This window comes from Pseudoalteromonas sp. 1CM17D (genome assembly GCF_023161805.1).
Taxonomy (GTDB): domain Bacteria; phylum Pseudomonadota; class Gammaproteobacteria; order Enterobacterales; family Alteromonadaceae; genus Pseudoalteromonas; species Pseudoalteromonas atlantica.
This window is the reverse complement of record NZ_JALNTP010000003.1, coordinates 497170-507246: the sequence shown is the minus strand read 5'-3', so window position 1 is coordinate 507246 and position 10077 is coordinate 497170. Positions and strand designations below refer to the sequence as shown.

Genomic DNA, 10077 nt, shown 5'->3' with positions numbered 1-10077 from the left:
CGGAGTGGACGGGACTCGAACCCGCGACCCCCGGCGTGACAGGCCGGTATTCTAACCAACTGAACTACCACTCCGCATTTTCGTTTCTGCTTAGGTCTCCCTTTGCAGCGGCGTGAATAATACGAATCAGCCCCTACTTCGTCAAGGGCTTTTTTGTTTTTTTACAGGTTTTTTAGTCATCTGACATCGAAAGGTTTAAAATTTCACCTGATTTGTCACTTTTTGAGCCATTTTTGCCGACTTGATTTTTTTCTGCATCGGCGTTGCTCTCATCGTTTACTTTCTTTTTGTTTAAAAAAGGCAGTTTAAAGTTAAATTTGATTGGCTTTTTCTGTACAAAAATACGAATTGCTAACCACCCTAACAATAAAATGAGTAAATTACAGCCCACGATTAAAGTCACTAATGTAGAAGTGGCCATTTTTTCTTCAATGGGCTCAGCTTCCAAGGCCAGGTTTTGATCAATAAGCGTAGCAGGGTCTATTTCGGGCACTGCTTCTATTGGCCTTTCTATCTCAAATTTGTATGTTGGTATTGTGGCCATAAACTCACGACCGTTTATATTAGTGCCAAAAACAGACAGTTCAACGCTGTATCTTCCCCAATCATAGTTTTTAATTGCTAGTTGGCGTGTATCACCCGCTTGCGCGTCAATTGTAAACATTTGCTCTTCATTATTAGGGTAATAAATTTTTCCCTGCACAATAACGGTTTCGGGTTTAACTATGTTGCTATCTATATTAATAGTTAGCTGGTGATCGTCAGTATCAAGCTCTGCCAGTGCGACCTCAGATTTAAATGGCGGTTCATGCACAATGATAGGGTCTTGCACAATGCGTCGCTGTAATAAGGGGGTCGCTATATAGAGTTCTGGTGTCCACTGTCCTGCAGGAAAGTCTAATTTAAATTCGCCAGTAAACACTCCATCGTTAGGGCGTTCATCAAAGCCGCGGCCATCGTCTTTAAATTCGGCAACTTCTTGAGTGCCTGCACCAAAGTTTGCATAGCTTTCATCGTTGGTACTTACAAAGTCAACGTTTAGGCTAACTACATCTGTGAATAAGTTAGCATCGATAGGCTCATCATCATTTAAAATTTCGCCCGTTATTTTTATTGTCTCGCCTCTAAACAACATAGGAGGTAGTGGCTGTGCTTTTAAAGACACTTCCCCTAACACCACAATGCGGCTGTCGGGCAAAATGCGGCCAATAACTTGCCATGGGCCAGCCATCGGTTTTTTTATGGTGATTAAGTCGTAACTAAGCTCATCAAACCAATCGAGGTTGGGATCTTTAACGGCGTTAGTGGCAAAGTACTTGCTGCCATCGGGTCTGACTAAAATAACCGCGGGCGAACCTGGCTTTCTAAAAAATAGTAAGGTTATTTCGTCTAATTGGCTGTCTATACGAAAACGGTTATCTAGCAGCGGTATTTCATTTTGTTCGCCGTCGCGTTTAAGTAGCTCTACTTGCTTAACGGCAAACGCACTGGCGCTAAACAGTGAGGTGGCGCACAGTACAGTTATAAAATACATCGTTTTCATAGTTGGCCTTATTCAGCGCGCCATAAACAGTGGCCGCCTTCTTTGTCTACAAGATCGAGTCGTGCTTCGTGTGCGCTTTGCTCAGCGTCGTTTGCGCGCAATACAACTAAAGGTGCTCGGTCACTACTTAAGCGTCTTATGCCACCAGTCTGTTGCTCGCTGCCGTCATCTTTATTTTGGTTTAAGTTTAGCTTGGTTTGCCCGCCAGTCATGGCAAGGTAAACATCGGCTAAAATTTCAGAATCCAGTAATGCGCCGTGTAATGTTCGTTTTGCGTTGTCTATATCGTAACGGCGGCACAAAGCATCTAGGTTGTTCTTTTGACCAGGATGCAAGTCACGCGCCATTTTAAGGGTGTCGAGAACTTGGCAGTACTCGTGCGTATTTGGGTAGCCTTGGTTAAGCAGCGCAAACTCGTTATCCATATGGCCCACATCGAACGGGGCGTTATGTATTACAAGCTCAGCACCTTTAATGTAGTCAAAAAACTCTTGCGCTATATCGCGATAAAGTGGTTTATCACGTAAAAACTCGTTGGTAATACCGTGAACATCTATTGCTTCTTCTTCAATGCTGCGTTGTGGGTTAATGTAAACATGAAAATTATTACCGGTTAAACGTCGGTTTATTAATTCTACACACCCAATTTCTATAATCCGGTGCCCCTGTTTGGGGTCTATGCCGGTGGTTTCTGTATCTAAAACTATTTGTCTACGTGCCATATCGAATTTAGCCTGACTCTGGTATCTTTCTATAATCACTTTATTGTACATAATATCAAGGTAAAACAGTGCAAAAAACCGTAGAGATTTACACCGATGGCTCATGTTTAGGTAATCCGGGCCCTGGTGGTTATGGTATTTTTATGATTTATAACGGCCACGAAAAAAAATTAAGCCAAGGGTATAAGCTCACCACAAACAACCGTATGGAAATGCTCGCTGCCATTGTTGCCCTTGAATCACTTACCCGCCCTTGCACCGTTAACCTCACCACAGATAGCCAATATGTTAAGCAGGGTATTGAGTCGTGGATTGCAAATTGGAAAAAACGGGGCTGGCAAACATCGGCAAAAAAGCCGGTTAAAAATGTTGATTTATGGAAGCGACTTGATAGCGCTTGTAGCGAGCACACGGTTACATGGAAATGGGTAAAGGGACATAGCGGGCATAAATATAACGAAATAGTTGACGATTTGGCACGTGATGCTGCAGGCAGTAGCAACCTACTTGATGATGTAGGGTATCAGCCTTAACCCGTAAAAGCTTTCTCACTTTTAATGCCATGAGTGTAAGGCTCATGGTATTAAAAGTGCCTAGTTACATTATTTAACTATTATTATTTTTTTGCTCATACTGTTTAAAGTGCTGCTTTGAGGTTTGTCTGAGCCCTGCCCCTTTTACAGGTGAAAACTGCGGCCTTGCATGCCACTTAGGTTTTATAGGCGTAAGCGGAGCCACGCGTTTTCGCGCCACCAGCATATAAACACTCCCCATAGGTTTTAAATACTGTTTAGCAAAACTGCGCCAAAATGCAAACCGTGAAAGCCTGTTACCCCGCGCAAGAGATGAGTAAATAAAGCGCTCATCGCTAATAATTTCAAACCCCAATAAATTAAGCCAATCTTTTACCCGCGCAGGCGTAAAAAAACGCCCCGTCCACGGCAGCTTTTGGCCACTAAAGGGCAACATTTGCGCCAATCCACATAAACTAAACGGATTAAATCCGGTAATAACAATGTAACCACCGGGTATAAGTGTGCGATGCGCCTCGCGTAATATGTGATGTGGGTCTGAGTGATACTCTAAGCAGTGGCTTAAAATACACGCATCAACACTGTGCTCATAAAAAGGCAGTTCGTCTATATCGGCTATTACACCTGTGTAAGGCCCCTCTTCGGCAACACATACTTGGTGTTTTATAGTGCTTATGCTGGTATTAAGCTCGCCACTTAAATTACCTAATTTAAGCATATGGTAACCAAACATACGCGGCAGCCATTGATCCATTTTTTGTTCAATGTCAGCACGTAAATAATCCCCATGAGGGAACTGCTGCCATGACAGCGGTTTGGGTCCTTCTTGAAAACTAAGGGCTGGTTTCATTTTTATAGCTCGTTATACTAGGTGTTACCCGTCACTTTATAGAGCAAATTAATATGGTGCAAGTTAAAGCAATTAAAGCATTTTCTGACAATTATATTTGGTGTTTAACTACCCATAATAGCGACCTAGCGTGGGTGGTTGACCCAGGCGACGCTCAGCCCGTTATGGCGCATTTAGCAGAGCATAACTTACAACTTGGTGGCATTTTAATTACCCATCATCATAGCGATCATACCGGTGGCGTAGCCGAGCTTGTAAAACAGTTTTCAAACATTGCAGTGTACGGTCCTATAAACAGTCCGTTTGCGGGGATCACCAATACACTGGTTGATGGCGATAGCATTGAGGTATTGGGTACGCGTTTTAACATTATTACCACCCCTGGCCATACGCTTGATCACATTTGTTATATTCATGAAGAGTTGGCTTTTACCGGCGATACGCTTTTTAGTGGGGGCTGTGGGCGATTATTTGAAGGGACGCCTGAGCAAATGTGGGAGTCGTTTAATAAGCTGCGTGAGCTACCTAAAACCTGCAAAGTGTATTGCACGCATGAATATACGCAAGCCAATTTAGCATTTGCAAAAGCCGTAGAGCCGCGTAATCCTGAGCTACTCCAATACAGCGATAAAGTAGATGCACAGCGTGCTAAGGGCGAAATTACACTGCCAAGTACAATAGGCCAAGAGCTTAAAGTTAATCCATTTATGCGCAGCGACCTACCTACTATTACAGAGTTAATTCCAAAAGAATTTGTGTTGGTTACAAAAAACAATGAACCATGGGAAAACTTTGCAAGTCTGAGACGATTCAAAGACAACTTTTAGTTAAGATATGTTGACCTGTTGTAATTAATTTTGCAGCATCGTGGTTAGGTATATCCTAGGTAAAACCATTGGTTTAAAAATAGCGAATGGTTTTATCAACATGTTAAAGTTGGTCGTTAAGTGGCAATGTTGACTCATAACGGGTAGTATTCGCCGAGTTTTTTACCTGATGTATTGGTATATATGAATAAATCTCCTCTATTAATTGCCTTGGCGCTTGCGCTAAGTGGTTGTCAAACATTAACAACCGTAGATTCAGACGCACAAGCTGCTACCCAAGCAAATAAGCGCTTAGAAGGCGCAAGCCCTAACGATATTAACAATGCATTGATGGTAAACGCCCAATATCAACACGTTGAGCAGAGCGAAGACGCCCCCGTTTTTGACGATGTGTGGGAGCGCATTCGCTACCAACTGTCTATTGATGTACCGCAAAACCGCCCTGTTGTTACCGAGCGTAATTACTATGCGCGTCATCAAGCTTATTTAGACCGCATTTCAAAACGCGCAGAACCTTACTTACACTTTATTGTTGAAGAAGTAGAAAAGCGCGAAATGCCTATCGAAATCGCCCTTTTACCTATTGTAGAAAGCGCATTTGACCCATTTGGCTACTCTAATCGCAGTGCTTCGGGTATTTGGCAATTTATGCCAGCCACTGGCGAGCGTTTTGATTTAAAACAAAACTGGTGGTACGACGGCCGACGCGACATAGTGCAATCTACGCGTGCTGCCCTTGATTACTTATCGTATTTACACAAAACCCTTGAAGGCGATTGGTTAAACGCCATTGCGGCTTATAATTCAGGCGAAGGGCGTTTAATGCGTGCGATTAAGAAAAATCGTAAAAAGCATTTACCAACAGACTTTTGGTCTCTCGACTTACCAAGCGAAACCACCGCGTATGTACCAAAGCTTTTAGCCCTTGCCGATTTATTAAAACGCGCTGATGAGTTTAATGTAAAGTGGAAACCGGTTATCAACGCGCAAGTTGTAGAAGTGGTTGATGTAGGCACGCAGATTGACTTAGCACTGGCCGCAGATATGGCCGATATGACTCTTACTGAGCTATACAGGTTAAACCCAGGCTTTAACCGCTGGGCGACCGATCCTAACGGTCCGCACTTTTTACTATTACCCACCGATAAAGCGGAACAATTCAGCCAAAAGCTGGCGCAAACCGATGTTAAAGACCGCTTACGCTGGCAGCAATACACTGTGGCGCGCGGAGATAGCCTATCGGTTATTGCTAAAAAGTTTACCACTAGCACCAGTGCTATTCGCTCGCTTAATAAATTAAAGTCAAACACCATTCGTATTGGCCAACAGTTATTAGTACCCTTAACCGATGGGGCAATTAATAGCGAACATTTACCTAAGCAAATGCGTTTAGCTGCTAATAAAGCCACCCGTACTAAGCTGTCGCACACGGTTAAAAGTGGCGACACCCTGTGGGACATTAGTCGCGAATACGATGTCACCATGGATGAGTTGGCCTCGTGGAATAAACTGAAGAAAAACTCAGTATTGCGCTTAAATCAAAAGCTCACTGTTTATAAATCAGCGAGTAAACCAAAAGCAACTGCAAGTACTAATCGCACCATTACGTACAAAGTACGCCGCGGTGACTCGCTTGCTCGTATTGCGTCTAAATTTAATTTAACCGTAAACGAAATTATTAAGTGGAATAACTTAGCCGGCCAAAAGTATTTACAGCCAGGCCAAAAGTTAAAGCTTAAGGTTGATGTAAGAAGTAGTTAACCAACAGTTTAATAATTAAAAAAGGAGCGCATGCGCTCCTTTTTTTGTACATATAAGCAGTTAATACCAATTCGCTTAATTAAGTGCTCTATTTTGAGGCCGGAAAAACGTGTTAATAGCTAGGCAATAAATTCGCTATTTAGTTGTTCTCGGCAATTGCTCCTGCATGGCTCTACCTTCTGCATCCATGCAGTCGTAAATGAGCATTTTTTAACGCAGCTAGCGACACGTTTAACCCCGCAAAATGATTAAGTATTATTGCGCATTGGTGTTACTAAGCTGGTAATTTTTCAAGCCATGCTTTTAACCACGGCTCTGCTACAGGCCATGGCTCAAAGTCTTCGCAGGCATCTATTTCTAAACGGTTTCCTACCGGCTTAGCTTGCAAGTCACGTAGTAGCTCATCAAAGCTGCGCCCTGCACCGCAAAACGTATCGCCGTAGCATCTATCGCCCATGGCTATAACACCAAATGGCTTATCAGTTAGCATCGGAAATGTGCTGTTCATAGCAAAGTAGAGCCCAGCTAAATTGCTAGGTACATCGCCTTGCCCTGTGGTAGAGGTAACAACTAATATATGTGAGGCGTTTTTTATATCATCAAGTGAGGCCTCACTAATAACGCTCGCAGTGTGCCCCGCTTTTTCAATTGTATTTGCAACGTCGTAGCTTAAACGTTCTGCGCCGCCGTTAACGCTGCCTACAAAAATACTAATATGTGCCATTAATAATCCTTTTCTTGCTGTGGCCAACCTAGTTGCTTACATATACTAAGCATGTCTTCACCTAGTGGCGCTTTAATTACGATGGGTTTATGCGTGTAAGGGTGCACAAAACTAAGCTGCGTTGCAAATAGCATTAACCGCCGCAGTGCAAAATGCTCCCTAAAAAATTGATTATGCTGGTTATCACCATGATTTACATCACCAATAATAGGTATTGATAAATGATTAAGGTGGCGCCTAATTTGATGCTTTCGCCCTGTTTTTGGAAAACACTCTACGAGCGAGTAACGCACCGTGGGGTATTTACCAATAGGAATTGGTAGCGTGGCTTGATGCAGACAATTAAATTGTGTTTGCGCCGCTTGTGGCGCTTTATTTTGCGTGGCAAATTTGTCAGCTATTTTATCAAGCTCTTCTTTTAACGGTTTATCTAAAAACACCGATTCAGGCGCAAAACCACGTACAAGCGCTAAATAACGTTTTGTAATAGTGCCTTCAATAAAAAGCTTGTTCATGTCTCGGGCAGACTCTGAACTTAAAGCAAATAGCAGCACACCTGATGTTGGTCTATCTAGCCTGTGCACCGGAAATACATGTTGCCCTAATTGGTCGCGCAGCATCTGCATTGCAAACTGAGTTTCGTGTTTATCTAAAAAAGAGCGATGAACCAATAAGCCTGCGGGCTTATCTATGGCAACAAAGTATTCGTCTTGGTAAAGAATATTAAGCTCGCCGTACTCTATAGGTTCACCCTTTTCAGTCATGGGGTTTACCTAAAAAAGCATCAAGTTCACTAAGTAGCGTTATAATTTCGCCGCTGCCGGTTTTACCCACTAACGCCATTTCTGCCATAGGCGCAATGGCAAAATTTTGCGGCAATGGTTGGCTGAGCGTTATTAATTGCTGCATTTTTTCAATAAATACAAACTGTAACCATTGCTCAAATGCCATAGTATCGTGACAAAAAGGCACTTGAGATTGTAATTTATGCGCCTCTATTGGCGTGCTTTGCCACAACTTATGTTTTTTTAAAAGTATGCTTAATTGGTTTAAATAAGCCTGCGTTTGCTGATACATAACCACTCTTCTTTTTACGTTATAGGGCAATTATACCCTGTTCCCTCAATGCCTGCTATGGCGTATAATTGAGGCAATTTTGCAGTAAAAACAATTGAGATAACGATGAGCGAACACATAGCGACACTTGGCCAACTTTTAGATGGCGCCGGTACACAATGGCGTGCTTTTGATATTGGCAGGCATATTACTAAGCTTGATAAAAAACAGTTTTTAGCTATTGAGCAAGCGCAAGTTCCTTATCCTTATCCGCTTGCGGGGCATGCATGGCTGGCTATTCAATTTTGGGATAGCAAAGCAAGTAAAGAACCTTATGTATGGTTTTTAAAGTTTCCACTTGATGAGCAAAGTAAATTAGTGAGCGCGAGCCGCGATCATTTCGCTAATATGGTAATTGAGGCCCTAGGCAGCGAAATAACCGGCGAGCAAGCCGATGGTAAGCTAGATAATAACCCTTATGTGTTTACCCCTAATGCAAATAAATTAGCGGCTTTTAACGCCCAACTTAAAGTATTGTTAAAGCAACCAGCCTCTAAATATTACGAGCACACGCAGCTGTACTTTAGTGGCACTTTAGGTTTTGATGATTGGCAAAGCGTTGCGCTACAAGGGATTGCCGATTTTGCACTGCGCTTAAATAACGACAACAACTTAGCAAACTTGCAAAAAGCTTGGCCGCATTTACCACTAGAGGTATTGCAGCCTTTGAGCGCCATGCTTGAACATGTAGAAATACCGCCATCACTCAGTGAGCTTTTAGTCGCCTATGGCCACACTGCCATTGAAAATAACGATACAATGGCACTAACTGCCGCACTGCGCTCAATTTCAAAAGGCCAAGCCCAAGGGCTGTGTACACAACTAGTAGATGCTGCATTAAGCTCATCTGTTGGCACTGATTCAGATGTACTTTTAACGATTGCAGGGCGATGCTTTTCTCAACTAGAAGAGCCTGAGCGCTTACATATTTTTATGGATAATTGTGCGCACCACCAGCAAATTGCCGAGCTCTTTCCCAGTATCTTTGCTGATTTAGTTGCAATACCCACTATACGCCCACACTTACTAGGCTTATTACGTAAAGAAAACCGCAGCGAAACGCTCGCTCGCGCAATTGGAAGGTTGTTCTCTTAATGGCTACTTTGTGGACGTTTATCGCCATTGGCGCTGTAATTTACTTATTTTGGCTAAACCGAAAAGTAGCAGAAGCTGCTAACAGTCATGCCGCGCGCCAAGCTGAGCAATTACAGGTTCAGTTAATGAGCGTAGCGTGCACAAAACGCCGCTTTGGCATTTTAAAAAATGGCAAACCGGGGATCAAAAGCGAATTTATGTTTGAGTTTTCAAGTGATGGCGAAAATGCCTATCAAGGTATTTTAATTATGGAAAATGAAATGCTAAAAAGCGTTGTTGTGCCGCCACACAAAATTTAACTTTAATCGTTAAAACCGGTGGGGTTAAAATGAACCACTAAAATAAGTTAATACATAAAACTAAGGCGTAACAAAAGTTACGCCCCACTCTTACAGCATCCTGCTTGTTATCCTTGACCCAAAATCCGTATTATCATCCCCTGAACGAGTAAACAACCCTATTTACCCTCAACATTGCATCCTGCAAAATCCATAACCATCCTGGCTAACCCACGTAAACTAACGCTTGGCTACTTACTGTAGCATCATCCTTGGTCATCCTTTTAAGTAGCTCCTGCCACTTTAAATGCATCCTGCATTTTCCACTTGCCGCCTTGGCCATCCTGCGTAAACTAACGCTCCTGCTACTTCCTGTAGCCTCATCCGTAAATATCCTTAAGTAGTTCCAACTACTAAGCGCTTCATGCACTTCCTAGTTCGTCCTTGCGTCCTTTTTAACTTGTCCTTTATGCTTCCTGCTAGCATCTGCTATGTTGCCTATTCCGTATCCTTGGCAGTAGCTTAGTCATTAAGCTATGTCGTCTTGACAAGTTAAATACTACGCGAGTTTGGGTTTCATCCTACTAGGTAAACAAAATTAATTTTTCGTAATATATATGAAAAAATA

At 42.7% G+C, this 10077-nt stretch carries 11 protein-coding genes and 1 tRNA gene; 5 read left to right on the top strand and 7 right to left on the bottom strand.

What is annotated here, in order from left to right; genetic code table 11:
* The 3 genes from MSC25_RS08815 to dnaQ form a co-directional block, all read right to left on the bottom strand.
* Positions 1–74 (bottom strand) — tRNA-Asp (locus MSC25_RS08815).
* Between the two features lie 98 nt (positions 75–172).
* Entirely contained in the window at positions 173–1543 is a 1371-nt protein-coding gene (locus tag MSC25_RS08810; RefSeq protein WP_126006518.1) for a TIGR03503 family protein, read from the bottom strand.
* An 8-nt stretch (positions 1544–1551) separates the two neighbouring features.
* Positions 1552–2265, bottom strand: a complete 714-nt coding sequence (gene dnaQ, locus MSC25_RS08805) for a DNA polymerase III subunit epsilon (RefSeq protein WP_004585981.1) — start codon at positions 2263–2265, stop codon at positions 1552–1554.
* Positions 2266–2333: 68 nt separating this feature from the next.
* Here dnaQ and rnhA point away from each other — a divergent pair, with 68 nt between their 5' ends.
* The gene (gene rnhA / locus MSC25_RS08800; protein WP_004585980.1) at positions 2334–2798 is read left to right on the top strand and encodes a ribonuclease HI; all 465 of its coding nucleotides are present in this window, start codon (positions 2334–2336) and stop codon (positions 2796–2798) included.
* A gap of 73 nt (positions 2799–2871) precedes the next feature.
* Here the strand turns inward: rnhA and MSC25_RS08795 are convergent, their stop codons facing one another.
* The gene (locus MSC25_RS08795) at positions 2872–3648 is read right to left on the bottom strand and encodes a class I SAM-dependent methyltransferase (protein ID WP_248443199.1); all 777 of its coding nucleotides are present in this window, start codon (positions 3646–3648) and stop codon (positions 2872–2874) included.
* A 53-nt stretch (positions 3649–3701) separates the two neighbouring features.
* Here MSC25_RS08795 and gloB point away from each other — a divergent pair, with 53 nt between their 5' ends.
* On the top strand, positions 3702–4475 hold the full coding sequence (gene gloB, locus MSC25_RS08790; protein ID WP_096041965.1) for a hydroxyacylglutathione hydrolase: 774 nt from the start codon (positions 3702–3704) through the stop codon (positions 4473–4475).
* A 183-nt stretch (positions 4476–4658) separates the two neighbouring features.
* Positions 4659–6236 carry a LysM peptidoglycan-binding domain-containing protein gene (locus tag MSC25_RS08785; RefSeq protein ID WP_064386731.1) on the top strand — a complete coding sequence of 526 codons (1578 nt, stop codon included), beginning with the start codon at positions 4659–4661 and terminating at the stop codon, positions 6234–6236.
* 274 nt (positions 6237–6510) lie between these two features.
* On the opposite strand, the gene MSC25_RS08780 is transcribed toward MSC25_RS08785, so the two are convergent.
* Genes MSC25_RS08780 through MSC25_RS08770 form a run of 3 tightly spaced genes read right to left on the bottom strand, consistent with a single transcriptional unit; the run spans position 6511 to position 8037 of the window.
* A complete protein-coding gene (locus MSC25_RS08780; RefSeq protein ID WP_024033689.1) occupies positions 6511–6960 on the bottom strand; it encodes a flavodoxin in 450 nt (149 codons plus the stop codon).
* A complete protein-coding gene (gene truC, locus MSC25_RS08775; RefSeq protein ID WP_248443198.1) occupies positions 6960–7724 on the bottom strand; it encodes a tRNA pseudouridine(65) synthase TruC in 765 nt (254 codons plus the stop codon). Before truC ends, MSC25_RS08780 begins: the two co-directional genes overlap by 1 nt.
* Complete coding sequence (locus MSC25_RS08770) at positions 7717–8037, bottom strand: YqcC family protein (protein ID WP_248443197.1); 321 nt, start codon at positions 8035–8037, stop codon at positions 7717–7719. Before MSC25_RS08770 ends, truC begins: the two co-directional genes overlap by 8 nt.
* Positions 8038–8142: 105 nt before the next feature.
* On the opposite strand from MSC25_RS08770, the gene MSC25_RS08765 reads away from it, so the two are divergent.
* Positions 8143–9171 (top strand): DUF3549 family protein, encoded by a 1029-nt coding sequence (locus MSC25_RS08765; RefSeq protein ID WP_248443196.1) that lies wholly within the window; start codon positions 8143–8145, stop codon positions 9169–9171.
* Positions 9171–9470, top strand: a complete 300-nt coding sequence (locus MSC25_RS08760; RefSeq protein ID WP_004585972.1) for a DUF3301 domain-containing protein — start codon at positions 9171–9173, stop codon at positions 9468–9470. Before MSC25_RS08765 ends, MSC25_RS08760 begins: the two co-directional genes overlap by 1 nt.
* Positions 9471–10077 lie beyond the last annotated feature (607 nt).

What these genes read in the sequence shown, in the direction of transcription:
- gloB (WP_096041965.1), top strand. Translation starts at nt 3,702, where the DNA reads ATGGTGCAAGTTAAAGCAATTAAAGCATTTTCTGACAATTATATTTGG.
- MSC25_RS08760 (WP_004585972.1), top strand. Translation starts at nt 9,171, where the DNA reads ATGGCTACTTTGTGGACGTTTATCGCCATTGGCGCTGTAATTTACTTA.
- MSC25_RS08780 (WP_024033689.1), bottom strand. Translation starts at nt 6,960, where the DNA reads ATGGCACATATTAGTATTTTTGTAGGCAGCGTTAACGGCGGCGCAGAA.
- dnaQ (WP_004585981.1), bottom strand. Translation starts at nt 2,265, where the DNA reads ATGGCACGTAGACAAATAGTTTTAGATACAGAAACCACCGGCATAGAC.
- truC (WP_248443198.1), bottom strand. Translation starts at nt 7,724, where the DNA reads ATGACTGAAAAGGGTGAACCTATAGAGTACGGCGAGCTTAATATTCTT.
- MSC25_RS08810 (WP_126006518.1), bottom strand. Translation starts at nt 1,543, where the DNA reads ATGAAAACGATGTATTTTATAACTGTACTGTGCGCCACCTCACTGTTT.
- MSC25_RS08770 (WP_248443197.1), bottom strand. Translation starts at nt 8,037, where the DNA reads ATGTATCAGCAAACGCAGGCTTATTTAAACCAATTAAGCATACTTTTA.
- MSC25_RS08795 (WP_248443199.1), bottom strand. Translation starts at nt 3,648, where the DNA reads ATGAAACCAGCCCTTAGTTTTCAAGAAGGACCCAAACCGCTGTCATGG.
- MSC25_RS08785 (WP_064386731.1), top strand. Translation starts at nt 4,659, where the DNA reads ATGAATAAATCTCCTCTATTAATTGCCTTGGCGCTTGCGCTAAGTGGT.
- MSC25_RS08765 (WP_248443196.1), top strand. Translation starts at nt 8,143, where the DNA reads ATGAGCGAACACATAGCGACACTTGGCCAACTTTTAGATGGCGCCGGT.